22 protein-coding genes and 1 pseudogene are annotated in these 25,434 nt (G+C 61.7%); 15 read left to right on the plus strand and 8 right to left on the minus strand.

All coding sequences use genetic code 11. The annotated features are described in order from the left end of the window. The first annotated feature begins 14 nt into the window (after positions 1 to 14). Together ACSQ3I_RS06145 and ACSQ3I_RS06150 are read left to right on the plus strand one after the other, a co-directional pair. Entirely contained in the window at positions 15 to 707 is a 693-nt protein-coding gene (locus ACSQ3I_RS06145) for an NnrU family protein (protein ID WP_435997031.1), read from the plus strand. Between the two features lie 240 nt (positions 708 to 947). After that, positions 948 to 1,259 carry a hypothetical protein gene (locus ACSQ3I_RS06150; protein WP_435997562.1) on the plus strand — a complete coding sequence of 104 codons (312 nt, stop codon included), beginning with the start codon at positions 948 to 950 and terminating at the stop codon, positions 1,257 to 1,259. Between the two features lie 62 nt (positions 1,260 to 1,321). Here the strand turns inward: ACSQ3I_RS06150 and ACSQ3I_RS06155 are convergent, their stop codons facing one another. Further along, complete coding sequence (locus ACSQ3I_RS06155; protein WP_435997033.1) at positions 1,322 to 2,233, minus strand: LysR family transcriptional regulator; 912 nt, start codon at positions 2,231 to 2,233, stop codon at positions 1,322 to 1,324. Between the two features lie 142 nt (positions 2,234 to 2,375). After that, positions 2,376 to 3,500 carry a diguanylate cyclase gene (locus ACSQ3I_RS06160; protein WP_435997034.1) on the minus strand — a complete coding sequence of 375 codons (1,125 nt, stop codon included), beginning with the start codon at positions 3,498 to 3,500 and terminating at the stop codon, positions 2,376 to 2,378. A 250-nt stretch (positions 3,501 to 3,750) separates the two neighbouring features. Here ACSQ3I_RS06160 and ACSQ3I_RS06165 point away from each other — a divergent pair, with 250 nt between their 5' ends. From ACSQ3I_RS06165 to ACSQ3I_RS06180, 4 genes are all read left to right on the plus strand, one after another. Further along, on the plus strand, positions 3,751 to 4,773 hold the full coding sequence (locus ACSQ3I_RS06165; RefSeq protein ID WP_435997036.1) for a diguanylate cyclase domain-containing protein: 1,023 nt from the start codon (positions 3,751 to 3,753) through the stop codon (positions 4,771 to 4,773). Between the two features lie 183 nt (positions 4,774 to 4,956). Beyond that, on the plus strand, positions 4,957 to 5,424 hold the full coding sequence (locus ACSQ3I_RS06170) for a molybdopterin-dependent oxidoreductase (protein WP_435997037.1): 468 nt from the start codon (positions 4,957 to 4,959) through the stop codon (positions 5,422 to 5,424). Between the two features lie 45 nt (positions 5,425 to 5,469). Then, on the plus strand, positions 5,470 to 7,755 hold the full coding sequence (locus ACSQ3I_RS06175; RefSeq protein WP_435997039.1) for a putative bifunctional diguanylate cyclase/phosphodiesterase: 2,286 nt from the start codon (positions 5,470 to 5,472) through the stop codon (positions 7,753 to 7,755). A gap of 120 nt (positions 7,756 to 7,875) precedes the next feature. Further along, complete coding sequence (locus tag ACSQ3I_RS06180) at positions 7,876 to 8,928, plus strand: L,D-transpeptidase family protein (RefSeq protein ID WP_435997041.1); 1,053 nt, start codon at positions 7,876 to 7,878, stop codon at positions 8,926 to 8,928. 59 nt (positions 8,929 to 8,987) lie between these two features. Here ACSQ3I_RS06180 and ACSQ3I_RS06185 read toward each other — a convergent pair whose 3' ends face one another. The 3 genes from ACSQ3I_RS06185 to ACSQ3I_RS06195 form a co-directional block, all read right to left on the minus strand. Next, a complete protein-coding gene (locus ACSQ3I_RS06185) occupies positions 8,988 to 9,677 on the minus strand; it encodes a L,D-transpeptidase (protein WP_435997043.1) in 690 nt (229 codons plus the stop codon). Between the two features lie 172 nt (positions 9,678 to 9,849). After that, positions 9,850 to 10,941, minus strand: coding sequence for an SIP domain-containing protein (locus ACSQ3I_RS06190; RefSeq protein WP_435997045.1), 1,092 nt, complete (start codon positions 10,939 to 10,941; stop codon positions 9,850 to 9,852). Between the two features lie 67 nt (positions 10,942 to 11,008). Continuing rightward, positions 11,009 to 13,114 carry a TonB-dependent hemoglobin/transferrin/lactoferrin family receptor gene (locus tag ACSQ3I_RS06195; protein ID WP_435997047.1) on the minus strand — a complete coding sequence of 702 codons (2,106 nt, stop codon included), beginning with the start codon at positions 13,112 to 13,114 and terminating at the stop codon, positions 11,009 to 11,011. A 65-nt stretch (positions 13,115 to 13,179) separates the two neighbouring features. On the opposite strand from ACSQ3I_RS06195, the gene ACSQ3I_RS06200 reads away from it, so the two are divergent. Together ACSQ3I_RS06200 and ACSQ3I_RS06205 are read left to right on the plus strand one after the other, a co-directional pair. Beyond that, a complete protein-coding gene (locus tag ACSQ3I_RS06200) occupies positions 13,180 to 13,308 on the plus strand; it encodes a hypothetical protein (RefSeq protein ID WP_435997049.1) in 129 nt (42 codons plus the stop codon). A gap of 163 nt (positions 13,309 to 13,471) precedes the next feature. Then, the gene (locus tag ACSQ3I_RS06205) at positions 13,472 to 14,374 is read left to right on the plus strand and encodes a heme/hemin ABC transporter substrate-binding protein (RefSeq protein WP_435997050.1); all 903 of its coding nucleotides are present in this window, start codon (positions 13,472 to 13,474) and stop codon (positions 14,372 to 14,374) included. Positions 14,375 to 14,401: 27 nt separating this feature from the next. Here ACSQ3I_RS06205 and gcvA read toward each other — a convergent pair whose 3' ends face one another. Next, positions 14,402 to 15,313, minus strand: coding sequence for a transcriptional regulator GcvA (gene gcvA / locus ACSQ3I_RS06210; RefSeq protein ID WP_435997052.1), 912 nt, complete (start codon positions 15,311 to 15,313; stop codon positions 14,402 to 14,404). Between the two features lie 146 nt (positions 15,314 to 15,459). Between gcvA and ACSQ3I_RS06215 the strand changes: the two genes are divergently transcribed. Beyond that, positions 15,460 to 16,713 carry an aromatic ring-hydroxylating oxygenase subunit alpha gene (locus tag ACSQ3I_RS06215; RefSeq protein WP_435997054.1) on the plus strand — a complete coding sequence of 418 codons (1,254 nt, stop codon included), beginning with the start codon at positions 15,460 to 15,462 and terminating at the stop codon, positions 16,711 to 16,713. After that, the gene (locus tag ACSQ3I_RS06220) at positions 16,703 to 17,788 is read left to right on the plus strand and encodes an FAD-binding oxidoreductase (RefSeq protein WP_435997056.1); all 1,086 of its coding nucleotides are present in this window, start codon (positions 16,703 to 16,705) and stop codon (positions 17,786 to 17,788) included. The genes ACSQ3I_RS06215 and ACSQ3I_RS06220 overlap by 11 nt, the downstream gene beginning before the upstream one ends. Before the next feature lie 222 nt (positions 17,789 to 18,010). Here ACSQ3I_RS06220 and gfa read toward each other — a convergent pair. Next, positions 18,011 to 18,582 (minus strand): annotated as a pseudogene (gene gfa / locus ACSQ3I_RS06225) (S-(hydroxymethyl)glutathione synthase). Positions 18,583 to 18,655: 73 nt separating this feature from the next. Further along, positions 18,656 to 20,692, minus strand: a complete 2,037-nt coding sequence (locus tag ACSQ3I_RS06230) for an FAD-dependent oxidoreductase (RefSeq protein WP_435997058.1) — start codon at positions 20,690 to 20,692, stop codon at positions 18,656 to 18,658. 146 nt (positions 20,693 to 20,838) lie between these two features. Here ACSQ3I_RS06230 and ACSQ3I_RS06235 point away from each other — a divergent pair, with 146 nt between their 5' ends. The 5 genes from ACSQ3I_RS06235 (at position 20,839) to ACSQ3I_RS06255 (ending at position 25,389) form a co-directional block, all read left to right on the plus strand. Continuing rightward, positions 20,839 to 21,468 (plus strand): TetR/AcrR family transcriptional regulator, encoded by a 630-nt coding sequence (locus ACSQ3I_RS06235; RefSeq protein ID WP_435997060.1) that lies wholly within the window; start codon positions 20,839 to 20,841, stop codon positions 21,466 to 21,468. A 7-nt stretch (positions 21,469 to 21,475) separates the two neighbouring features. Then, entirely contained in the window at positions 21,476 to 22,276 is an 801-nt protein-coding gene (locus ACSQ3I_RS06240) for a pyrroline-5-carboxylate reductase family protein (RefSeq protein WP_435997062.1), read from the plus strand. Between the two features lie 66 nt (positions 22,277 to 22,342). Beyond that, positions 22,343 to 23,344: an ABC transporter substrate-binding protein gene (locus tag ACSQ3I_RS06245; protein ID WP_435997064.1), complete on the plus strand. Its 1,002-nt coding sequence runs from the start codon at positions 22,343 to 22,345 to the stop codon at positions 23,342 to 23,344. A gap of 103 nt (positions 23,345 to 23,447) precedes the next feature. Next, on the plus strand, positions 23,448 to 24,335 hold the full coding sequence (locus ACSQ3I_RS06250) for an ABC transporter permease (protein WP_435997066.1): 888 nt from the start codon (positions 23,448 to 23,450) through the stop codon (positions 24,333 to 24,335). Next, positions 24,328 to 25,389: a quaternary amine ABC transporter ATP-binding protein gene (locus ACSQ3I_RS06255; protein ID WP_435997068.1), complete on the plus strand. Its 1,062-nt coding sequence runs from the start codon at positions 24,328 to 24,330 to the stop codon at positions 25,387 to 25,389. Before ACSQ3I_RS06250 ends, ACSQ3I_RS06255 begins: the two co-directional genes overlap by 8 nt. The last annotated feature ends 45 nt before the right edge of the window (positions 25,390 to 25,434 follow it).

Consider the following 25,434-nt stretch of genomic DNA (forward strand, 5'->3'; position numbering starts at 1 on the left):
ACGCAGGGGAGACCATGATCGGTCTATTCGCCGCCTTCATTCTTTTCGTCGCCCTGCACTCTGTGCCGGCGATCCCGGCGATCCGGACGCGCATCATCGGCAGGGTGGGACGACCGGCGTATCTCGCCGGCTATTCGACGGTGTCGACAGCCCTGCTTGTCTGGCTGTTCTATGAAGCGCTCAACACAGACTATATCGAGCTTTGGGCGACGGCGGCCTGGCAGGTGTCGGTAACCTTCATTCTTGCCCCGCTCGGCCTGTTTTTCGTCATTGCCGGGCTGATCAGCCCCAACCCCTTTTCGGTCAGCCTGCGGCAGGACGGGCATTCGCAAGGCGCCATCGTCAACATCACCCGCCATCCGGTGCTGTGGGGTTTCGTTTTCTGGGCTGCCGGCCATGTGCTTCCCAATGGCGACCTGCGTTCGTTGATTCTCTTCGGCGGGTTTGCTGTCTTTGCCGTGGGCGGCCTGGCCATGACCGAACGCCGGGCACGCACAAAATTCCGGGCGGAATGGCCTGCCATCGCCAAAGGTTCCTCGGTCGTGCCGTTCCTGGCGATTTCGCGGCGACAACAGCCTTTCCGCATCGATGGCCCCATGCTTGTCGGCGCAATCGGCGCGGCATTGATATCGCTGTGGCTGCTCTACGGCGGCCATGCAGCGCTTGTCGGGGCAGATCCGCTCGCCACGCTTCATTCGCTTCCGTAAAGCCGGCACCACTGCTGCAGCCGGCAACCTTCCGCTTCCATTGACCCTGCATCCGTCAGCCCGATCACGTTCAGCGACATCATCGCGAGGACGACATTCCATGGGAAAACACTGCCAAAAAAAGGATCAAGGTGCCACGGAAATAGCCAACTGGCATGGTGTTCCATCCCGCCCCGGACCTTTGGAGTTGGCACGGAGTTTGCGTTTGAAATGACGTTTCCTGTCGATTGGCCCGTTCGCATGATGCACATCACCCTCAGCTATCTGTTTCTCAGCATTGCCGCCGGCCTGAGCGTCCGTCGTTTTGCTCTGCCCTATTTGCCGGATGGCAACATTGCCGAGCAGCGCGCGCCCATCACCACGGTTGCCACGGCGGTCTTTCTGGCGACGATCGCACTCATTGTCTCGGATCAGCAGTTATTGGCGATATCGATCATTATGGGTCTCGGGATTCTGTTGGCCGCCATCTTTGACAACACAAGATCCGAACTCACCACCATCATCTCTGCGGTCAGCCTCATGGCCTATCTTGGCCTGAGATCGGTCGGTTAGAGCGATTTCGATCCTCAGATGCCGGCGACCGTCATAAGTGCGAACAGTTTGCGAGACGGCGATCACAATGCGGGATTGGGATCCCAATAGGGCGGGTTGCCGAAAGCTTTTTTCAGGTGATCGGCAATGGCCCGCAATTTGGCCGGTGGAGTTCGGCCCTGCGGATGGGCCATGAAGATGAATTCCTGCTCCGGCTGGTGGTCGATCTCGATTTCCCGGAGCAGCCCGTCCTTGATCGCCGGCCCGGCGATGAATGCGGGAAGAAGCGCTATGCCGAGGCCGGCGATGGCGGCATCGCGCATCATATCGCCATTGTTCATTCCCATGGCGAGTTTCGCCCTGGCGATCACGGCGCCGCCGGTGGTCTGGAATCGCCAGTCGGCGATACCACGATTGGTGTAGAAGATGCCCCGATGGCCCTCCAGATCCTGCAGCGTGCGGGGGATGCCGGACCGTTCCAGATAGTCCGCGGATGCAACCAGCACACGACGACTGGGCGCCAACTTCCAGGCGACAAGACGGGAATCGGCAATCGGGCCATGTCGGATGATCGCGTCGTATCCATCGGAAACGGCATCCACCCTGCGATCGTCGATATCCAGCGTCAGTTCCAACTCCGGATGCCGGCAAAGGAAGGGATAGAGCGCCGGGCCGAGATGCATGCGGCCAAAGGTCACCGGTGCGGCTATCCGCAGCGGCCCCGCAAGCGTTCCCCGGCGCTCCGACATATCCGTGACCGCCTCCTCCATCTCTCGTGTGATGCGGCGGGCGCGCTCCAGGAAAGCAAGGCCATCCTCGGTCAATGTGAGCTTGCGCGTGGTGCGATGGACAAGCACGCTGCCCAGCGTCTTTTCCAGTTCGGCCAGCCGTTCGCTCACCACCGATTTGGAGAGCCGAAGGCGTCTTGCCGCCTCGCTGATCGAGCCGCCCTCGACGACGGCCACGAAGGTAACGATACCTTCAGTTCGCATCATTGTTCGGTCTTTCCGGATTTTTGCGTCATTATCGGAATGCTATTCCGAACGACCGGCAAGCACCATCATCCACACGGAAAAATTCGAATTCAAAGCCGAAGCCCGCAGCTCTCGCCGCACCCTATCGGCATCGCGTGCATTTTCATTGCAACAGGCGCCAATCCGTTGGCGATTCATGGAAGCGACGACCATCCGCATCCTGCTGCGAGGACAGATCAGACTTGTGGATTCGATAGTGATTGCGCCCGTTCGATTTCGCTTCATACAGCGCTTCATCCGCATGCCTCAGGAGAGCCTGTGCCCCCTCGCCAACATTTGCGGCGGCGATACCTGCAGAAAACGAGTAGCGGAACTCTGGATTGGCGGCGAGTGGGGATGCCGTCGCGAGGATGGCGTAGAGCCTTTCCAGAAGGGCGGCGGCGCTGTCGATCTGCGCATTGGGCAAGACAAGCAGAAACTCCTCGCCTCCGATCCGCCCGGCAAGGTCGTTCCGGCGCGTCTGTTGCTGAAGCAAGGATGAGAAATGTCGCAGCACGGTATCGCCGGCATCATGTCCGAACTGGTCATTCACCGCTTTGAAAAAATCGATATCCAGCATGACCACCACAACGGGAATGTCTGGCGACAGCTTCGCCAGTTCATTGAACCGCTGAAACATCGAGCGCCGATTGCTGAGGCCGGTAAGCTCGTCCGTCAACGAGGCTCGCCGCGCAATATCCCGTTCATAGCGAAGCTTGCGCTGACCCGTGGCGAGACTGGTGATGTCTGAGAAAACGCACAGCATCCAGCCATTCGGAAGCGTCGTTTCGCCGACATAGAACCAGCGGCCATCGTACAAGTCCGCTTCATTAAACCGGAAAGACTGTTTCCCACGCCGTCCCCGCGCAGAACTGAGCCAGGCCTCCATATCCTCGGCATCGATGCGCGTGCCCTTTTTGCGTGAATAGGACAACCGCATCAGCTCGGCCCAGGTCGGATATTCGTCGGGTTCAAGGCCCATAATCGTCCGAAACGCCTCGTTGGCGTATCGCAACGTATCGCTCTCGTCGAAAATCGATACGGCCTGCTCCGTATGGCTGACCAAAGCGACGAGCGCTTCTACTATCTCCGGATCCAAATGCACCCCCCACATGCGCCCACACGGCCATGACATGCATGTGCCGCCGGGCCTATACAGTGAAATATGCACCGGAATCGTTGATTTTCTCCTGATTTTGCAAGCCACGGTTTTGCAGCCGGGGGCATGTGACAGCACTTCTTCCGCCACCGATCCTCATGACCGCGAGCCGGTCGCGCAGCCGTGCTCAAGCCGACCCCGCGAGCGCCGCTTGCACTGTTTCAGTTCCAGGGCGGACAAGACGAAGCACGTCGCCGGATGGTGACCGGCGATGCCCCGCCAAGCCGCCAACGCGAACAAGACGCTGAAAATACAAATAAAATTTGAGTGATTCCATTCATGTTTCGAAAGAAACGAATCGATATCGTCCCTGCAGAACCGCGTATTGGACAATTCTCAAATGCGAATAGATGAAGCAAGTCGTAGCGATATGTTGCGTCGCTACGCGATTATCGACACGCCTCCGGAGCCGAATTTCGACCGCATTACCAGAATGGCGACAGGGATTTTCGGTTTTCCCTTCTGCACGCTTGCGTTCGTCGATGGCGATCGCTTCTGGTTCAAGTCGACGCAGGGCCTGGAGACGACGGAGATGCCGCGCCACCGCGCCTTCTGCCAGGAGACGATCAGCAGGCAAACGGTGTTCGTCGTGCCGGATGCACTTGCCGATCCTCGGTTTGCCGATGCGCCGGTGGTGACTGCTGCGCCGCATGTCCGCTTTTATGCCGGAGCGCCGCTGCTGACGCCATCGGGCGCGTGTATCGGCTCGCTTTGCGTTCTCGATACGCAACCGCAGGACGGTTTCTCCACCGATCAGCAGTTCATCCTGACGGATCTGGCCGCGACCGTCGTCGAATTGCTGGAAGCACGAGCCCGTCAGATCGCGCTCGTCGCGACCACGCAGGAGATCACCTACCTGGCCACCCATGATCCGCTGACGGGCCTGCCCAACCGCCGGCATCTGAGCGACCTGGTCAGCACGATGAAAGCCGGCGAGGCAATCGCCGCGCTCTACCTCGACCTGGATGGCTTCAAGAGCGTCAACGATCGGTTCGGCCACGCGATTGGCGATGCCTTGCTGCAGCAGGTCGCGGCCCGCTTGAGACAGGTCCTGCCGGCGGATGCGACCGCCGCACGCCTGGGCGGCGACGAGTTTGCCGTTATACTTGGCGGTGCCGACCCGATGAAAAAGGCGGCGCTCGTGGCTCAGGGCCTCATTACCATGCTCGGACAGACCTACCACGTCGAAGGCTGCGAGGCCGACATCGGCGTGAGCATCGGAATTGCTCTTGCGGACAATCACGATGGCTTGGACACCAGTTTGCGGCAGGCGGACACTGCGCTTTACTCGGCGAAATCGCAGGGGCGCGGCTGTTATTGTTTCGCGCAGGATACCGGGACAACCATCCGGAAAGCGGGTTGAGGGAGCCGATACGTCGAGCGACCCGTCTTGACGTGCCGTTCCCGAACATGTGGACGCAACACAATCATGAATTGTTAATTCAATTTTGCTTGCGCAACCGGCATTAATCGGTCTTTAAGAACTTGCTGCGCAGGCTTGACCTCGCAACATAAATTTTTTGTGATCCGAAAGCTTCCAACCCCGATGCGCCTTCTTGTTTCCATCGTCCTTGCAGCCCTTTCTGCGTTTCTTGCGCCCGCTTTGGCGCAGGATGTACCGGCTGTGACGGTCACCAGTTCATCGGGCTCGATCACGTTCGACCGCAATCAACTGGAAGCAATGGGCCTGGTATCGGTGAAGACATCGACACCCTGGAACGAGGGCGTCGTCGACTTCCAGGGCGTGCCGTTGACGTTGCTGCTCGAAAAGGCCAATGCCAAGGGCGAGACGGCCATCGTGACGGCGCTCAACGACTACAGCGTCGATATTCCGATCAGCGATTTCTCTACGTTTGGCACGATCCTCGCCGTCAAGCGTAACGGCGAATACATGCCGATCGATGATCAGGGTCCGTTTTTCGTGATCTATCCGTTCGACAGCAATCCCGTACTGCAGAAACAGCCCTATCATGGTCGGGCTGTCTGGCAGGTCAAGGCAATCTCCGTCGAGTAAAACTTATCGGGCCATATGCGCTTCCTTCGCACAGCGCTGACTATCGTGATCCTAGGGTTCATCGCCCTGGCGGTCTACATCTCAGCGCTCGTTCTTCAACGTCAGACAGCACTGCAGGATGTCGGCCTGGGCAACGTCACCTGGACGGTGGCACAGGCGCCCGGCGAGTTCTCCAGGCTCCAGCAGCGCATCAGCGCGTACGGCATGATCGACGGAAGCGTCAATGCCGGCGAAATTCGGCTGCGCTTCGACATCGTCGTCAACCGCCTGAAGGCGCTCCGCGCCAATGGGGTCGAGAAGTTTATTACCTCCGATCCGCGCATGGGCCGTATTCTCGACGATCTCGAAGCGGCACTCGACCAGACCCGGCCACTGCTCGACGAGCTTTCCGCACCGGGCACACCGGCACGCATCGTCGCGATCCTGGAACCGGTCTATCCCGAGCTGGTGCGGCTTTCCGCCAGCGGCAACATGTGGAATTCGGCACGTATCGACAACGACCGGCGCAGTCTTTTCGACCTGCAATGGGCCCTGACCTGGGTCACCATCGGCATGATCGCCGGTGGCTGCCTGCTGATCTTGCTGCTGCTTATCCATAATGGCCTTCTCGGCCGCGCGCAGAAAATCCTGCAGGCGAAGGAACGGACCGTGGCTTTGCAGAATGCCCGTTTCGATGCCGCAATGGAGGCCATGTCGCTCGGCCTCTGCCTGCTTGACGAGCAAAATCGCGTCATCGTCCATAATTCCCGTTTCGTGACCCTGTTCGGGCTCGACGAAACCCGGTTGACGCCGGGCACACCACTGGCCGATCTCATCGCGCCCGAATTGCTGCCCGGCGCGGCAGACGGCGCTGCCGGAGGCGAGAGCCGCGACCGGAACGACATCGCCGTGCTCAGCGATCACATCCATCACCTCGCCAACGGCATGGTGCTGACGGTTTCGCACGAACCGATGAGCGAAGGCGGCTGGGTATGTACCTTCGAGGATGTAACCGAGCGCCACCGCGCCCAGGATCGCGTCGTGCACATGGCCCACCATGACGCACTGACGGACATGCCCAACCGGCTGCTGTTCTGGCAAAGCACCGGCCAGGCATTGCGCGGGCTGGAGACGGGCGGCCAGCCCTTCGTCATCCTCTATCTCGATCTCGATCGCTTCAAGGAAGTGAACGACACGCTCGGCCATCCGACCGGCGATGCCCTGCTGCGCCAGGTCGCCAAGCGGCTGCGCGACACCGCCTCTCAGCGCGATATCGTCGCCCGCCTGGGCGGTGACGAGTTCGCCGTCCTGCATCCCTGCATCGACACGTCGCTCGACAGCACCCTCGACCTGGCCGAGCGCCTCATCGCCACCATCAGCCGGCCCTACCATATCGATGGCCACGAGATCCACGTCAGCACCAGCATCGGCATCGCCGTGGCGCCGCGCGATGGCAACGATACCGACAAGCTGATGAAGAATGCCGACCTGGCGCTCTACCGGGCAAAGGCCGATGGCACGGCGGTCTATCGTTTCTTTTCCCAGCAGATGGAAGAACAGCTCCAAAGCCGGCGGAACCTGGAAGCCGACATGCGCCGCGGCATCCAGCTCGGGCAATTCGAAGTTCACTACCAGCCGCAGATTTCGCTCAAGACCCGCAAGATCGTCGCCAGCGAGGCGCTTGTGCGCTGGCGCCATCCGGAACGCGGGCTGATTTCGCCGGCCGAATTCATCCCGCTGGCGGAAGAAACCGGCTTCATCGACACGCTCGGCGAATGGGTGCTGCAGCAGGCTTGCCGCGACGCCCTCGATTGGCCGCAGCACGTGCGTGTTTCCGTCAATCTTTCGCCGGTGCAATTCCGTCAGACGGACCTGGTCGGCATGGTCAAGGCGGCGCTGGCGCTGACGAAATTCGATGCGAGGCGGCTGGAACTGGAAATCACCGAATCGGTGCTGCTGCAGGACAATGTCGCCAATCTCGACGTCTTGAACCGGCTGCGCTCGCTGGGCTTGACCATAGCACTCGACGATTTTGGCACCGGTTACTCGTCGCTGAGCTATCTGCAGCGCTTTCCCTTCGACAAGCTCAAGATCGATCGCAGCTTCGTACGCGATCTCGAAAGCCGGCCCGACAGCTTCGCCATCGTCCAGTCCATCGCCACGCTTGGCCGCAACCTCAATATGCTGACCACGGCGGAAGGCGTCGAAACATCGGCCCAACTCGATCTGATCACCAAGGCCGGCTGTTCGGAAACACAGGGCTACTATTTCAGCCCTCCGGTTCCGGATGCCGAATTTCGTGCCATGATCGACCGGCAGCGCGGACCGGTCGCCGACGTCAGCGTCGCCTGAATCTGCCGAGTATACCAACGATTAACCGCAATTCTGGATGATACCCACCTGAAGGAGTGGTTGCGTCGTGTGCGCAGCCGCCCTAAAAGCACGTCTCATTTCCGCCGGACCCTGTTCTCGATGATTTCGCCTGTTCGCAAAGCCCTTTCCGGATTCAAGCGTGCCGCCGTTTCAGGCCTGTTCCTGGCCGGCCTCGCCATGGCGCTGACCGGGTGTACATCCGCGACCCTCGACGATCTGGGCGTGGCCACGCCCAAGCTGTCGGCGGCGCTGCTCAAGGCCATGCAGAAAAAGGGCATGACGCCGGAAAGCCCGGTCCTGGTCCGCATCTTCAAGGAAGAAAGCGTGCTGGAAGTGTGGAAGCAGGATCGCACCGGGCGTTACGCGCTTCTCAAGAGCTATCCGATGTGTCGCTGGTCCGGCAAGCTTGGTCCGAAAACCAAAGCCGGCGACCGGCAGGCGCCGGAGGGTTTCTACCATGTTTCCAAGGGCATGCTGAACCCGAAGTCGCAATATTACCTGTCTTTCAATCTTGGTTATCCCAACCGGCTGGAATCCGCCCTCGGCTATACGGGCGAAGCGCTGATGGTCCATGGCGCCTGTTCGTCTTCGGGATGTTATGCCATGACCGATCAGGGCGTCGGCGAGATCTATTCGCTGGTGCAGAATGCCCTGGACGGCGGCCAGGACCGGTTTCAGGTCCAGGCCTTCCCGTTCCGCATGACCGCCCGGAAATTGGTGGCGCATCGCGACGATCCGAATTTTGCGTTCTGGCGCACGCTCAAGCAAGGTTACGACAGTTTCGAGACGACGCGCCGGCAGCCGAAAGTATCGGTCTGCGGCCGCCGCTATGTGTTCGACACGACATTCGGCGACGGCGAGCCGCGCAGTCCGCTCGCAGACTGCCCGGCGGCAGGGGTGGTCGATCCGCAGGTGGCTGCCGCCTGGTCGACACAAGCCAAGGACGTCGACCGGCTGCTGACGGAGGCCACCGAAAACCACGTCATGTCTTATGTCGACGGCGGCATGCATCCGAGTTTCCGCGCGCTGCTCAAGGAAAACGGTCCGGAGAAGCTCGCCAGCCGGATTTCGCACACGTCCTATCCGATCAGCCGTCCGGCCGCGGCACTTGCCGATCCGTTTACCGGGGAAAAACTGCCCAAGACACCATGAAGCGCGGCGCGGACCCATCGGGTTCGCGCGCCGCCCTTCAGCTGTTCATGCGATGCGCATCATCCGGCAAGCGCCGTGACGACGAGGGTTGCCTTGTTGGATACCCGGTCGTGCAGGTCGCAGACGTCCTGGTTGATCATCCTGACGCAGCCGGCTGATACGGACTTGCCGATCGACGCCCATTCCGGCGATCCATGGACGCGGTACAGTGTGTCTTCCCCGTTCTGGAAGATATAGAGCGCGCGGGCGCCCAACGGGTTGCGAAGCCCCGGGTTCATGCCGCCGTTGGCGATGCTGTAAGGCTTGAGTTCAGGTTGGCGGGCGACCATCTCGTCGGGTGGCGTCCAGCGCGGCCAGCGGCGCTTGTACTGGATGACACCCCGGCCCGACCAGGCAAAACCCGCACGTCCCAGGCCGACACCATACCGCATGGCCCGCCCATCGGTCTGGACCAGGTACAGGAAGTGATTGGCAGTATCGACGACGATCGTCCCCGGCTTCTCGGCCGTAGGATTGTCGACGACACGGCGATAGAAACGCGGATCGATCCTCTGGTAGGGAATGGCCGGAAGCGGAAAGGGCTCGTCGGCCTTCGCCGCATAGATTTCGGCATAGGACAGCGGCGGCGGATCGGGCTTGACGACGGGAACCGGCACGGGTTGGGTCGTGGCGCATCCGGTCAGCAGAAGCGTCGATATGCCGCCCCCGGCCCGCAGAACCTGGCGCCGGGTCATCAACTTGTTATGCAATTAGCTACTCCTGAAACAGCGAGGTTTCAGGGTTTAAAGTATCATCCGGGCCAAAACACGGGACGGTTTGTCGCAGAAGGCAGTTCGGTCGCCCTTGTGGCCGAGAGGCCACAAGCATGGGGTTGCCCCAATGGCTTGATGCAAAACCGCAGCGCATTTTGTGGGACTTGTGTCAGCCGGCCATCAGGCCCTGCGCGCCGCGCTTCCAGTAGCCCGCGGCCAGTGTCTGGTCGCGGCCATAGGCCAGGGTGTTGCGCCAGTAGTCGCGCACCCGCCTTGCCGCATCCGCTTCCGAGGCAAACCAGCCGAAGCTCGCGACATCGTCCGGCCAGCCGACGGCGCAGACGGCATCGACCAGGCCGGGATGCTCGCCGCCGGGAATGCCGTTGCGATGAATCCAGTGCAGTTCGACGCCTTCCGGATGGGCAATCGACTGCTCATCGGAAGCCGCAGCGACCTCGACATAAGCAACGCCGCGGACATGCGCCGGCAGCCTTTCGAGAATGCGGCTGAGCGCCGGCAAGCCGGTTTCGTCGCAGCCCATCACATACCAGTCGGCCGAACGCACCGGTCGGCCGAGCGGTCCCATGATGCCGACCACATCGCCCTCGCCGGCGTGAACCGCCCAGGCCGAGCCGATGCCTTCGTCACCGCCGTCCACATCGCCGTGAACGACGAAGTCCACGTCCATCCAGCCGGCCTTCACGTCCAGCGTCCGGATCGTGTAGACGCGGGCGACAGGCTTGCGCTCTTCCGATGGCCAGAAGGCCAGCCCATTGGCACCGGCAATCGGCCAGACCGGTTCCGGATTGGCCGCGGTCGGAAACAGCATGCGGATGTGCATGCCGGTAAAGCTCTCGAAACGTTCGAGGTTTTCGCCTTCGAGCCGGATGCGGCGCATGGTCGGCGTCAACTGCCTGGCATGCACCACGCGCATCAGCCGGAAAGAGGACAACGTCGTGTCGTCGGCAAGATCGCCGCTCCACGTCATCTCGAACGTCTCGCCCTTGGCATAGAGCTGGATAGCGACGCCGAGCAGTTCCTTCACGCGCCGCAGGCCCTCGACATCAGGCGCCGACGCGCTCATCACCAGTTGTTCCGGCGCCATGTCGAAGCGGGCCGAGCCGAAGGAGAATTCGAAATCGATCCGCTTTTCGTCCTGGTCCACCGCCGCATCGAAACTCGCCAGCCGGTCGACGATCAGGTGCAGGTAGTTCGGCAGCCTCGTGAGGCTGAGTTCCATGCGGCAGTGCAGTTGTGTCATAGGCGTCTTCTCTAACAAGTGCGCTTGAATGGCCGGGCGGGCAGGATACGCGCCCGGCGAAAAGGGCTTACCCGCCGATGCGGCCGGTCAGGTTGATCTTGAAGGTCAACCCCTTGCCCTGCTCGGTCGCCGATGTCGTGGACCATGAACTTTGCGGATCGGTATAGGCAACGTTGAATATGTTTTCAACGCCGACACCCAGCTTCACGTCGCGATTGATCTGCCAGTCGGCAAAGGCATTGACGAGGTTGAAGCCGTCGCTGACGATGGCCGCGGCATTGGGATTGGTATGGCTGGTACGGGTGACATCGCCGATATGGACGAACTGGACGCCATAGGTGAGCGTGTCTTCGAAAGCACGGAAGCCGACGGTGGCCGAGGCGCGGTTCAGCGGCGTGTTGTTGAGCGTCTGGCCTTCATAGACGCCGCTGGTCATTTCCGCATCGATCAGCGCGCCGGTAAGGTTCACGAAACCCCAGGAGAAATCATAGATGCCCTCGATCTCGATCCCCTTGAGGCGGGCGTCGCCGATATTCGCCGCCGTGCGGATCGGATTGGTGAGGTCGACGTCGATGTAATCCTCGACGTTGGTATGAAAGACATTGACCTTGGTGCGCAGCATGTCGCCCGCCATGAAGACGTCGTCATACTTGATGTTGACGCCGGCCTCCCAGCTCTTGGCGACTTCGGGCTGCAATAGCAGGTTGGGACGGTAGGTGTCGCCGCTGCCATGCGCGCCGCCACCGCGGAACACATCCTGCAGCCCCGGCGAACGATAGCCTTCGGAATAGGTCGAGTAGAATTGCAGGCCTTCCACCGGCGTGACGCCGACGGTGACGCGCGGCGACCAGCGATTGCCCGAGATCGAGGCATCCTGCGGCGGCGTTTCGCGCGTCTGGCCGTCCAGCTGGTAGCCGTCGTAGCGCAGCGCGGCGACCAGCTGCAGCCAGTTGTCGCGGTCGCCCTGCCACTGCAGGAAGGCGCCATAGGCATGCTGGTCGCCGGAGCCGAAATGGGCGGCGTTGGAATCGCCGGTGAGGTAATAGTAGTCGCCGCCATAGGTCAGCGTATGGTCGAAACCCATCCCGTGGAAGCGGGACGAGTTCTTGGCGCCGAAACCGCTGGTGGCGACGTCGTAATAACGGAAATTGCCGATCGCCGAGGTTGGCCACACCTGAGTCTGCTCGGCGCGCGTGCGGTTGTGATAGGCATTGGCGCTGAAATCGATCAGGTCGTCGCTGTTGTCCCAGGTGTAGTTGGCGGCAAAGGTGCGGTTTTCCGTTTCCGCATCGTAGCGGCTGAGCGTCGGCGAGGTCGAGCCGCTGGAGCCGGTGATGTAGTCGTCGTAACGCTGCTGGATGAAGCCGAACTTCAGCTCATGGCCATCGGCCGGGCGCAACGTGCTCTTGAGATAGGCGTTGCGCACGGTCTCGCCGGTCCACGGCACCGTATCGCCGTTGCCGTCTTCATAGGCCTGGCGATCGCGATAGATGATGTTGCCGATGATGTCGGCGTCCTCATTGAAGCGGTAGGCGCCGATGGTGCTGGTGGTAAAGCCGTCGCCATTCGATTCGTAGCCGAGCTTTTCGCTCAGGCCCCAGGTCTCGCCGTCGCGCAGGAAATCGCTGGCATCCTTGGTCTCGAAGGAGACGACGCCGCCGATCCCGCCGGAGCCATAGGCGTTCGACACCGGACCGCGGATGACCGTGACATCCTTCAAGAGTTCCGGCTCGACATAGAACGAGCCGGAACCGTGGCCGACGCGCCAGTAATCCTGACGGGCGCCATCGAGCGTCACGACCACGCGGCCATATTGTTCGAGACCGCGGATGTTGATCGCCGTGGCCGGATCGTCGCCGTTCATGGAGGCGGCGACGCCCGGCGTCGTGCGGAACAGGTCGGCCGGCGTGTCGGCCTGCATCCGCTCCAATTCGTTGCCGCCGATGTAGCTGACGCCAGCCAGGGCGTCGATGACCGCCTGTTTGACCTTGGTGGCCGAAATGGTGATCGTATCGAGCACGGTGGCGCCGTACTCACCTGTGCGTCCTGCCGTGACGCGTGTCGTCTTGTTGTCCGCAGTCTGCGCCGCTGCGGGCTGACTTGCACCGAACGCCAGCAGCGCCAAAGCCGAACCTGCCGCAAGCCTGCGGCGCGTGTGGGAAAAATAGACCATCGGATCCCCCTTGAGACCAGCATCCGCCCGGCCGCTGCACCCTCGCGCGACCGGCGGACAGAGAAATGAATGCCGGCAACGGCACCGGGATGACCGGCGCCGAGGTGGCGTTTCGAACAGGTGGCTGGCTTGAGCCGCAATACGGCGCTGGCGGGCTGGTTGGGCCATGGCACGCCGAAAGCGGCGCGCGGTGACCCGTGAGCCAACGGGTATTAAAATATGATTGCTGTTGTCAACTTTAATTTTACAAAGAAGCGGTGCAACGCTATGCAACGGGCAACTTGTTACATCGAGGAACCAGCCATGCCCGTTTTGTCCCGCCGCCAAACCGCCCACAGGCCTGGATGGAGCCGCTGGATGGCGCTGCTGTTTCTCGCCGTGGGCGCTCTGTCCTCGGCCCCGCCCCTTGCTTTTGCGGAAGAACCGATTCGGGATGCCTTCGGTCGCGAAGTGCAGGTATCGGCGGCAAAACGGATCCTGACGCTCGGTGCCGACATCAGTGAAATCGTGGTAGCGCTCGGCGCCGAAGACCGGATCATCGCCGTCGATCGCGGCAGCACCTATCCGGAAACGCTGAAGCAGAAGCCGAATGTCGGCTATCGCCGGGCGCTGTCGGCGGAAGGGGTGATTTCGCTTGCCCCCGAGTTGATCCTCGCCTCCGAGGATGCCGGCCCATCAACCGCCATCGATATCCTCAAATCGCTATCGACCCCGCTCGTCTTCGTGCCGGAAAAGAATACGCTGGAGGGCATGATCGCCAAGATCGAGTTGATTTCCCGGACGCTGGGTCTAGAAGAACGAGGCAAAGAACTCGCCGCCCGTGTCACCGCGGATTTCAACGCCGCAACGGCTTTGGCCGAGCGCGTGCCGGCCGAGCGCCGCCGACGGGTGGTGTTTTTCCACGGCCTGCTGAAGCTGACGGCGGCGGGGGAAGGCACTGCGGCGAACGCCATCATCTCCTATGCCGGCGGCATCAATCCGCTTGATTTCAAAGGTTACAAATCCGTCTCGGAGGAAAGCCTCGTCGAGATCGCGCCCGAGGTCGTGGTGATGATGCCGGACGACAAGGGCGGCCCGACACCCGAGGAGGTCTTCTCGATCCCGGCCCTCAAGACGACACCGGCGGCCCGCGACAAGGCCCTGATCGTCCTCAAGGGCGCCTACATGATCAACTTCGGACCACGCACGGCCGGCGCGATCCGTGACATCGCCGCTGCGCTGTATCCCGACGTTCTCGCCGGCGAAAATGTTGCGCAATAATGACGGCACCCGCCGCGAAGGAACCTATCAGGCGTGTGAGATCGAGGCGGCGCGCAGCCATTCGATGAATTGTTGCACGCTTTGTTTTCTTGGCTTACGGGTCGGCACCACGACGAAATAGGCGGCCCGGGTGCGGATCGAGACTTCGGTCAGGCGCACCAGCCGCCCCTGTCGGATGAGGTCCGCCACGAGGCGGTTCCAGCCGAGCGCGATGCCCTGGCCGTTCATCGCGGCGTAGATCGCCTCGGTATAGAAGCTGCAATGCAGGCCGCGGCCTTTTTTCGGCGCCTTGACGGAAAAGGCTGCCAGCCACTCTTCCCAGCCGGTCCATATCGGATCGTCCGTATCGCTGGAAATCAGCGGATGGTCGATGAGATCCGCCGACGTCAGGATCGGCGCCTTCGCCTGCGCGTATTCGGCGCTGCAGATCGGAAAAACCTCGTCCTCGAACAGAAACTCCGCCTGCCCGTCCGGCCAAGTTCCCATGCCATAACGCAGTGCGAGATCGATATCGCCGGCCTCCATGCTGGTCCTGGCATCCTGCGTGACGATACGCAGCTTGATCTCAGGATGAGCCTGCGAAAAGGCGGCGATGCGCGGCATCAGCCAGAAATGGGCGAAGGAGATCGTCGCCGAGATTGCCAATTCATCGTCCGGCCCTTCGGCACGCAGGTCCGCCGCCGCATCGGCGATCAGGCTGAAGGCGTCGCTTGCCGCATTGAAAAGCTGGCGCCCCTTCTCCGTCAGCTCGATCTTGCGATGCAGTCGACGAAACAGCGGAAAACCGAAATCCTCCTCCAGCACATGGATCTGGCGGCTGATTGCAGCCTGCGTCACCCCCAGTTCGGCTGCTGCGCGGGTAAAACTCGCAAGCCGCGCGGCTGCTTCGAACGCCGTCAGGGCTGTCAGCGGCGGCAGCTTTTTCCGTAAGTTTACCAACGACAATCCCCTTCAAGGCGGCGGCGCGTTTCGCATTACTTCAGGTAATGTTACCCGCGCATATTTGTGCCGTTGAGCATCTGCGAAAGCTGAATAATCTTGCCTTTTATCATATCGTGCTTCCCATCAGAACATAAGGTGGAATTATGCTTCAGACATTCGCTTCTCCCATATCGGCGCTGCTCGACGCGCGCGCCGAGGGACATTCGCTTCCGGCCGGGCTTTACACCCGCGAAGACGTCTTTGAAGCCGATCTCGACGTCTTCTTCCGCCGCCACTGGATCTGCATCGGCCTCGAATGCGACGTGCCGGAAGCAGGGGACGCGACGGTCGTCGATATCGGCAAGACCAGCCTCATCCTGCTGCGCGACGACGACAACGAAATCCGCGTCATGCACAATGTCTGTCGTCATCGCGGCTCGCGCCTGCTGGATGCCGGCAAGACGATCGTTTCCAAGCTCGTCTGTCCCTATCACACCTGGACCTACGAACTGACGGGCGAACTCAGCTACGCGCCGCATATGGGCAAGGGTTTCGACAAGGAATGCCGCAGCCTCAAGCAGGTCGCGTTCAAATCGATCGGCGGCCTGATCTACGTCTGTCTTTCGGAAAACCCGCCCGAGGATATCGCCCACCTCGAAGACGTCATGGCGGCGCGTCTGGCGCCCTACGATATCGCCAATGCCAAGGTCGCTTATGAAACCGAGGTGATCGAGAAGGGCAACTGGAAGCTCACGATCGAGAACAACCGCGAATGCTACCACTGTTCCGCCAACCATCCGGAGCTCTGCGTCTCTTTCGTCGATCTCGACTTCGGTTTCGACCCGGACGCGCTGAGCCCGGAAGACCGGGCGCAGGCCGAGGAGCATTTTTCGCTGTACGAGGCACGGACGAGGCAATGGGAGGCCGACGGCTTTCCGTCCACCGCCGTCGAGCAACTCGTCGATTGCACCACCAATTTTCGCACGCAGCGGCTGATCATCTCCGGTGCCGGCGAATCGCAGACACCGGATGCGACCGCCGCCTCCTCAAAACTGCTCGGCACCATGACCCGCAAGGATCTCGGCGACACCCATCTCTGGGGCCACAACAGCTGGAACCATTTCATGGGCGACCACGCGGTCGTTTCGATCGTCATCCCGCTCTCCGCCGACAGGACGCTGGTGCGCACCAAGTGGCTCGTCCACAAGGACGCGGTCGAGGGCGTCGATTACGACCTCGAAAAGCTGACCAACGTCTGGATCGCCACCACCGATCAGGATTCCGAACTCGTGGCCCGTTCGCATGCCGGTGTCGAGGATCCGGCCTATGTCCCCGGCCCCTACTCGCCGTTCTCGGAAACCAACCTCGACAAGTTCGCAACGTGGTACATCGACCGGATGCGCGCCCATGGATACTAAGAGCCAGTTCTCGCCGGCCGAGCGCCTGCATCTTGCCGATCTCTGGAACCGCCACGCAGACGAAGACCTCGTCTGCATCGACGTCCACCAGGAGACGCACGACGTAAAGACCTTCACCTTCGCTTCGCCGGAAGGAAAACGGTTTGCCTTCGAGGCCGGTCAGTATTTCCTGTTCGACCTGGAGGTGGGCGGCGAGCCGGAGAGCCGCTGCTACAGCATTTCTTCATCGCCGCGGCGGAGCAACGCCTTCTCGGTCACCGTCAAGCGTGTCGCCGGCGGCAAGATTTCCAACTGGCTGCACGACACACTCGCGGTCGGCTCGAAGGTCAAGGCCAACGGCCCTCTCGGCCATTTCATCCGGCCGAATGCGAAGAAGTATCTCTTCCTCTCCGGCGGTTCCGGCATTACCCCGGTCATGGCGATGGTGCGCGAACTTGCCGATACATGCGAACCCGCCGACGTCGTCTTCCTGCATGCCGGACGCAGCCCGAAGGACCTGATCTTTCGCGACGACCTGGCCTGTCTTGCCGCACGCATGAAGGGGCTGCGCCTGCAGTTCCTGCCGGAAACCGTCTTGGGTGAGACGCAGTGGCCGGGCCTGACGGGACGGATCTCGGCGGACTACATGAAGCTCGCCGTGCCCGACCTCGCGGAACGCGTTGTCATGTGCTGCGGCCCCGCCCCGTTCATGGCGGCCGCACGGACGATCACAGCAGAACTCGGTGTTCCCCCGCAGAACTACATCGAGGAGAGTTTTGACGCGGCCGTCATCGACGAGATCGATATCCCCGTCGTCGAGGAGGCGGCCATACGCAGCTTCCAGGTGTCCTTCGCCAAACAGGCGCGCCAGATCGACGTCTCCGGCGAGCAGACTGTTCTCTCCTGCGCCAAGAAGGCGGGCGTCAAGCTGCCCTCCTCCTGCTCGAACGGCGTGTGCGGCACCTGCAAGTCGAAGCTCGTCTCCGGAACGGTCGACATGAACCACAATGGCGGCATCCGCCAGCGGGAAATCGACGCCGGCCTGTTCCTGCCCTGCTGTTCGAAGCCGCTCAGCGATCTCGTCATCGATCGCTAAGCGGGGAAAACGAACGCAAAAAGGGGCGGCCTTTCAGGCTGCAGATAAGTCCTCGTTTCTCAACACCGTCATGCTCGGCCTTGTGCCGAGCATCCAAGCACGCGGAATAAACCATTTCTGTCAGTGGCTTAGCATGCGTAGCAGATCCTAGGGACAAGCCCTAGGATGACGGAAGAGAGAGTTTCCGATTTTATCGGCAATCTGAGCGGGAACGGCCCTTTTTCACGCCGGCAGGACGCCGTTCTTCTTCGCCGTCCAGGTCGCGATGTAGTCCATCAGGCCCGGGTTGAGGCAATCGTAGGGCTCGAGACCGACTTCCTTCAGGCGTCCGCGCACGCCATCCATCTTCGCCGGATCATAACCGCTTTCGATGATCGAGGAGACAAAGGCCGCAAAGCCGGGTTTTGCCCAACCCTGTTCCTGGAAAAGTTCCGGATGCAGGAAAGACAGACCCTTGAACGGATGATCGCGCTCGACGGGGCCATGGAGATGGACACCGCAATCCTTGCAGGCATGACGCTGGATCAGCGCGGCCGGGTCGACGACGGCGAGCTTGTCGCCGTTTTCAACCACCTCGACATGGTCGCTCGGCGCCACGGCGACAACCGAGAAGACCGCGCCGTCCGGCTTCCAGCATTTGCTGCAGCCGCAAGCGTGATTGTGGGCGATATCGCTCTTGACGCGAACCTTGACGGGGTTGCTGGCGCAATGGCAGACGAGCGTGCCGCCGGAAAAGGCGGCGTCCGTCGCCTTGAACCCTGAACGACGGATGGATGTATCGCAATGCTAGGCATGGGCTTCGACCGGCAGGCGGTCGCGCAAAGATCTGCGTCGCGGGGCAGCGCCGCAGATCCGTCATGCGCCTCTTCAAATATCCTTGGCGAGGCGCAGCGCGTCGTAGATTGCCGCATGCGTATTGCGCGCCGCGACTGCATCGCCGATCCGGAACAGCTGGTAGGTGCCATCAGGATTGCGCTCGACAGTCTGGGGCGCGCCGGAAATCAGGTCGTCGTACGAGACTTCGCCAAGGTTGCGGGACGCCGGCTTCAGTTCGAAATAGAGATCGTCGAGCGGAATCGTTCCGTGGTTGACGACGATCTGATCGACCGTCTGCTGTTTCGCCACCCCGCCATACTCGCTGCCGATATGGGCGATGAGCTGGTTGCCGCTCCTTTCCGCCGCTTCCAGCCTGTACGTCACGGTAAAGATCGCATCGAGCTTCTGCAGCGAGCGCATGTAGGGAACGAGGTTCATCGCCATGACTTCCGGCGCAAAGGAGCGGTCCGGTGTCATGATCTCGACCTTGCCGCCCGCCTTGGCAATAAACTCCGCCGCCTGCAGACCAGCATGATCGCCGGCATCGTCGAAAATCAGCACATTCGTTCCGGGCTTCACGTCGCCGGAAATGATATCCCAGGAGGAAACGACGAGATCGTTGCCCTTGGTCAGCACCTCCGTATGCGGCAAACCGCCGGTGGCAATGATCACGACGTCAGGATTTTCGGCCGTGATCGTTGCAGCGTCCGCCCATGTGTTGAAATGGAAAGTGACGCCGAGCTTTTGGCATTGGCTCATGCGCCACTCGATGATGCTGATCATCTCCCGCCGCCGCTCGCTCTGCGCCGTCAGCCGGATCTGGCCGCCGGGATTGTTGGCAGCCTCGAACACTACAACCTCGTGGCCACGCTCGGCCGACACGCGCGCGGCCTCAAGGCCGGCGGGACCAGCGCCGACGATCACCACCTTCTTGCGCACATCCGCCTTGGCGATCTTGTGCGGCATGGTCTCCTCGCGGCCGGTCGCCGCGTTGTGAATACAGAAGGCGAGACCACCCTGATAGATTCGGTCCAGACAGTAGTTCGCGCCGACGCAAGGGCGAATGTCGTCTTCGCGCTTTTCAATGATCTTGCGGACGATATGCGGATCGGTCATGTGGGCGCGGGTCATGCCGATCATGTCGACCTTGCCGGCAGCGATGGCATGCCGCGCCGTGGCGACATCCTGGATCTTCGCCGCATGAAAGGTCGGGAACTTGGTTGCGGCGCGCACCTCGCCGGCAAAATCCAGATGCGGCGCGCTCGCCATGCCCTGGATCGGGATGACGTCCGTCAGCCCCGGATCGGTATCGATATGGCCACGAATGACGTTCAGATAGTCGATCAGGCCGCTTTCCTTGAGACGACGGGAGATTTCCAGACCTTCGGCCTTTCCGGTCCCGCCGGGAAGACATTCGTCGGCGGTATAACGGACGCCAAGGATGAAATCATTGCCCACCCGTTCGCGCATCGCCTTGAAGACGTCGAAACAGAAGCGCAGGCGGTTGTCGAGCGAGCCGCCGTAGGGGCCATCCAACTCGTTGGTCAGCGGCGAGGTGAACTGGTCGATGAGATGGCCGTAAGCCTCCAGCTCGACACCGTCCATGCCGCCGGCCTTCATGCGCTCGGCCGCGTCGGCAAAATCCTTGATGATGCGCTCGATATCCCAGTCTTCCAGCTTTTTGGGGAAAGCCCGGTGCGCCGCCTCGCGATGATGGGAGGGCGCGACGACGGGCAGCCAGTCGCCCTTGTCCCAGCGCGTACGCCGGCCGAGATGGGTGAGCTGGATCATGATCGCCGCACCTTCCTCATGCACGGCATCCGTCATTTCGCGGATCCACGGAACGATCTCGTCCTTGTAGGCCAGCAGGTTGTTGAAGACCGGCGGGCTATCCTTGGAGACGGCGGCGGAGCCGGCCGTCATCGTCAGCGCCACGCCGCCCCTCGCCCGCTCCAGCGTATAAGCGCGGTAACGTCCTTTCGGCATGCCGTCTTCCGGATAGGCAGGCTCGTGGGATGTGACGATGATACGGTTACGAAGGGTCAAATGCTTCAGCTGGAAGGGTTGAAGCAGGGGATCGTTCGACATGCGCCGGGCTCCGATTTAAGGGGGATTATCATCACGCTAAACGGAAATGTACACAAGTGTCAACAATCAAAACAAGAGAGAACGGAATGTTGACATATGTGTACATTTTGCTTGCGACGGAAAACGGGATTTGCTAGGAGGACATCATGGAACAGGCGATAAGTGACAGCGGCTGGCGCGGCTCCCAGGAGGGATGGCTGGAGGCTGCCTATGACTCCCTGCTCGAATCCGGCGTGGAATCGGTCAAGATCCTGCCCCTCGCCAAACGGCTCAATCTCTCCCGCACCAGCTTCTACTGGTTCTTCAAGGACCGGGAAGAATTGCTGGGCACCCTGATTGCCCGCTGGCGGGAAAAGAACACCGGTAACCTGGTGAAACAGTCCGAGGCCTATGCGGAATCGCTGGCCGAAGCGATGCTGAATGTCTTCGACTGCTGGGTGAACAAGGAGTTGTTCGACTCGCAATTCGAGTTCGCCGTGCGCAGCTGGGCCCTGCAGTCGTCGGATATTCTCGCCGAGGTGCAGCAGGCCGACCAGGCACGCATGGAGGCGCTGGGCCGCATGTTCATGCGTTTCGGCTACGACGAAGGGCCGGCTGATGTCCGCGCCCGGACGACCTACCTGGTCCAGATCGGCTACATTTCGATGCAGTCGAAAGAAGACCTCGCGCTGCGCATGAAGCGCATCCCCGAATACATCGCGATTTACACCGGCCAGGTTCCCCAAAAGCGGGAACTCGACCGTTTCTTTGCACGGCATGGATACAAACCGGAGTGAGGGCAAGGTGGGAGCAGGCAAGGGCTTGAGGATTGGGGTGATCGGCGGTGCCGGCTGGCTCGGCGGCGCCATCGCGCATGCGGTTCTCGACGCCGGCATCGTCGAGCCTCAAAACCTTTCGCTGTCCTATCGCAGCCAATGTCCGGATCGTTTTCCGGGCGCCTTCTGGACCTCCGACAACCAGGCCTTGGCCGACCGCTCCGACGTCATCATCCTCTCCGTCCGCCCCGCCGACTGGCACGAGCTGAAGGTCGATGCGGCCGGCAAGCTTGTCCTCTCCGTCATGGCCGGCATCAGGCTCGCCGCCCTTGGCGAACAGCATCGCACCGGACGGGTGGTCCGCACGCTGCCGAACGCCGCAGCCGAAGTTCGAAAATCCTACACGCCGTGGATCGCCAGCGCCGATGTCGGCGAAGCCGACAAGGCTATCGTCCGCGCCATCTTCGATGCCTGCGGTGTGCAGGACGAGGTTCGCACGGAAGCGGAGATCGATTATCTCACCGGCCTTACCGGCTCCGGCCCGGCCTTCCCGGCACTGCTTGCCGAAGCGATGATGACCGATGCAGTCGCGCGAGGGTTCGACCCGCAGGTCGCCCGGCGCGCCGTCAACACGCTTTTCGTCGGCGCCGGCCGGCTGCTGGAACAGCGCGACGACTGTCCCGCCGATACGGTCCAGGCCTTTCTCGACTACCGCGGCAGCACAGCGGCGGCGATCGAGGCGATGCGCGCGGCCGGCCTTGCCGAGGCCGTGTCGCGTGGCCTTTCGGCAGCGCTGCAGAAATCAGTCAACATGGGAGAAGCCTCCTGATCCATCGGGGCGGGCCTCGCGGCAACCCGCTCCAAGAAAACCGCCGCCAATATAGAGGGAAAGAACATGAAAAAACTGCTTGGCTCGACGTGCCTGTTACTGGGAGTTTTGGGAGGCACCTCGCTCACCCACGCCGCTGATTGCGGGAGCATCACGATTGCGAGCATGAACTGGCAGAGTGCGGAGGTGATCTCCAACCTCGACAAGATCATCCTGAACGAGGGTTACGGCTGCAGCGCCGAGATCACCGTTGGCGACACGGTTCCGACGATCACCTCGATGGCCGAGAAGGGCGAGCCGGACATCGCGCCGGAAGCCTGGATCGATCTCCTGCCCGAAGTCGTCAAGAAGGGCACCGAGGAAGGCCGCATCGTCAAGGTCGGCTCGCCGCTGCCCGATGGCGGCGTCCAGGGTTGGTGGATCCCCAAATATCTCGCCGACGCCCATCCCGACATCAAGACCATCCCCGACATGCTGAAGCATCCGGAGCTCTTCCCCGATCCGGAGGATTCGTCGAAGGGCGCCATCTTCAACGGACCGCAGGGCTGGGGCGGCACCGTCGTCACCGCCCAGCTCTACAAGGCGTTCGCGGCCGACAAGGCCGGCTTCAACCTCATCGACACCGGCTCGGCAGCCGGCCTCGACGGCTCCATCGCCAAAGCCTATGAGCGCAAGCAGGGCTGGGTCGGCTACTACTGGGCGCCGACGGCGCTGCTCGGCAAATACGAGATGGTCCGCCTCGACTACGGCGTCGCCGAGGACCCGGCCGAATGGAAGCGCTGCAACACCGTTGCCGATTGCGCCGATCCCAAGCCGAATGCCTGGCCGGTCGACACCATCGTCACGCTCGTCGCAAAGCCCTTCTCGGAAAAGGCCGGCCCCGAGGTCATGGACTATCTCAAGAAGCGCTCCTGGAGCAACCAGACGCTCGGCCAGCTGATGTCCTGGATGACCGACAACCAGGCCAGCGGCGAAGACGGCGCCAAGCACTTCCTTTCGGAAAACCCCGATATCTGGAAAGCATGGGTCACCCCGGAAGCCGCAGAGAAGATCCAGTCCTCTCTCTGATCCGAGACATCACGCGATGCGCCGCAAGGCGCATCGCTCCGTTCACGGCCGACACAACGATAACCATAAAAACGGATCGGCTCTTTCGAGAAGGGGAACCGAAATGGACTGGTTTTTTAAATTCCCGCATATGAACGACGAGGCCCTGCGCAACCTCAAGAAAGCCATCGACGAAGGCTTCCGCGGCTTCACCCGCGCCTATGGCGAAACGATCGAGGGCCTGTTCACGCCGCTGCAGCACTTCCTGATCTATGCCGAGCGCTTCATGACCAAGACGCCCTGGCCGATCGTCACGCTCATCATCCTCGCCATCGCCTGGGTGGCGACCCGCAACCTGCGCATCGTCGCAGGCTGTCTCGCAACGCTCCTGCTCATCGGCTACTTCGACATGTGGGACGACACGATGCGCACGATCTCAATGATCTTCGTCTGCACCGTACTGTCGATCGCCATCGGCCTGCCCATCGGCATCCTGATGTCGCGCTCCGACCGGGTGCAGAAGATCGTCAACCCGATCCTCGACGTCATGCAGACCATGCCGAGCTTCGTCTATCTCATTCCCGTCGTCATGCTGCTCGGCATCGGCAAGGTGCCCGGCCTGATCGCCGTGGTCATCTATGCCATCCCGCCGATGATCCGCCTCACCAATCTCGGCATCCGCCTCGTCGACCGCGACGTGCTCGAGGCCGCCGACGCCTTCGGTGCCGACAGCCGCCAGAAACTCTTCAAGGTGCAGCTGCCGCTCGCCTTGCCCACCATCATGGCCGGCATCAACCAGACGATCATGATGGCGCTCGCCATGGTCGTCATCGCCTCGATGATCGGCGTCCAGGGCCTCGGCCAGCCGGTGCTCAAAGCCATCGCCAACCAGTATTTTACCCTCGGCATCTTCAACGGCCTCGCCATCGTCGGCATCGCCATCATCTTCGACCGGGTCAGCCAGGCCTATGGCCACCGGCTGCAGAAGCACCGGGAGATCGTCCATGGCTGAGCATGCCTTCGGCGGCATCAAGATCCGCCATCTCTACAAGATCTTCGGCCCCGATGCCGCGGCCCATATCGACGCCGTGCGCAACGGCCTCAACAAGGCTGAGCTCAACGAGAAACACGGCCATGTGCTCGGCTTGCGCGACATCAACATCGAGATGCCCTCGGGCTCGATCCAGGTGATCATGGGCCTGTCCGGCTCGGGCAAATCGACGCTCATCCGCCACATCAACCGGCTGATCGACCCGACGGCCGGCGAGGTGCTGGTCGACGGCGTCGACATCGTCGGCATGAACGAGAAGGACCTGCGCGAGTTCCGCCGCCACCAGACAGCGATGGTGTTCCAGAAGTTCGCGCTTCTGCCGCATCGCAGCGTGCTCGACAACACCGTCTTCGGCCTGGAGATCCAGGGCCTGTCGCGCCAGCAGAGCATCGACACCGCCATGCGCTGGCTGGAGCGGGTCGGCCTCAAGGGGTTCGAGAAGAAATACCCCAACCAGCTCTCCGGCGGCATGCAGCAGCGCGTCGGGCTGGCCCGGGCGCTGTCCAACGACGCTCCCGTTCTGCTGATGGACGAGGCCTATTCGGCGCTCGACCCGCTGATCCGCACCGACATGCAGACGGTGCTGCTCGACCTGCAGAAGGAGATCCGCAAGACGGTGGTGTTCATCACCCACGATCTCGACGAGGCGCTGAGGCTCGGCGACCAGATCGCCATCCTGCGCGACGGCGAGGTCATCCAGCAGGGCACCAGCCAGGACATCGTGCTGCGTCCGGCCGACGCCTATGTCGCTAACTTCGTCCGCGAGGTCAACCGCGGCCGCGTCGTGCATGTCGAGGCGGTGATGCGACCGCTCGGAGAACCGCCGGCCGCCGACCGGCCGACCATCACATCCGGCGTCACCATCGAGGACGCCATCCGCATCCTCGCCACCGCCCCAGACGGCGACATCACCGTAACCGACGCAAAAGGCGCACCCATCGGGACCGTCACATTCCGGCAACTCGCCAACGCGATGGTCAGTCCGCGCGAGGCAGGCCAGCACGCCAGAGCCTGACATGCAAGGCCGGCAAACTACCGGCCTTGCCACAACAAAACCCAC

It is taken from the genome of Rhizobium sp. LjRoot30 (assembly GCF_964253915.1).
Lineage (GTDB): Bacteria > Pseudomonadota > Alphaproteobacteria > Rhizobiales > Rhizobiaceae > Metarhizobium.